This window comes from Pseudomonas sp. PA-4-8C (genome assembly GCF_021606625.1).
Lineage (GTDB): Bacteria > Pseudomonadota > Gammaproteobacteria > Pseudomonadales > Pseudomonadaceae > Aquipseudomonas > Aquipseudomonas lactis.
Map to the genome: position 1 here is coordinate 1 of NZ_WKCD01000577.1, position 816 is coordinate 816.

The following is an 816-nucleotide window of genomic DNA, read 5'->3' on the forward strand; positions in this document are numbered from 1 at the left end:
GTGCCAGGCAGTATGGACGCCACCAACTCGGCGCTGGTCAAACTGCCAGGTAGCGCGAAAAACCTGATCATCGGCGGCATGAACGACAACACCGTGCTCGGCGGCGTGCGCGCCACCGAAAGTGCCGGTTTCGCCGCAGCCAATGTGATCGGCATCGGCATCAATGGTACCGACGCCATCGGCGAATTGAAGAAAGCCAACAGCGGCTTCTTTGGTTCGATGCTCCCCAGCCCGCACATTGAAGGCTACAAAACCGCCGAGATGATGTACGAGTGGGTGACTAAGGGTACCGAGCCGCCGAAATACACGGCCATGGACGAAGTGACGCTGATCACCCGCGAAAACTTCCAAGCGGAACTGACCAAGATCGGGCTGTGGAAATGACCGCTGCGGCCCTGCGGTTTGACGGCATCGGCAAGACCTTTCCCGGGGTCAAGGCGTTGGATGGCATTTGCTTCACCGCCCACCCGGGGCAGGTGCACGCGCTGATGGGCGAGAACGGCGCAGGCAAGTCGACCCTGCTGAAAATCCTCGGCGGCGCCTACATTCCGTCCAGCGGCACCGTGCAGATCGGCGCGCAGACCATGGCCTTCAAATGCGCCGCCGACAGCATCGCCAGCGGCGTGGCGGTGATTCACCAAGAGCTGCACCTGGTGCCGGAAATGAGCGTGGCCGAGAACCTGTTTCTCGGGCATTTGCCCACGCGCTTTGGCGTGGTCAACCGGGGCCTGCTGCGCAAGCAGGCCCTGGCCTGCCTCAAGGGCCTGGCCGATGAAATCGACCCTGACGAGAAGCTTGGGCGCCTGTCCCTGGGCC

The 816-nt window shown here is 62.6% G+C and carries 1 protein-coding gene and 1 pseudogene; both read left to right on the forward strand.

Annotation, left to right across the window (positions count from 1 at the left end; genetic code table 11):
* Positions 1-384, forward strand: a pseudogene (locus GIW04_RS31070) (arabinose ABC transporter substrate-binding protein); the annotation flags it as partial.
* A partial coding sequence (locus tag GIW04_RS31075) for an ATP-binding cassette domain-containing protein (protein WP_236479655.1) occupies positions 381-816 on the forward strand: 436 nt, incomplete at its 3' end. The pseudogene GIW04_RS31070 and the gene GIW04_RS31075, both read left to right, overlap by 4 nt.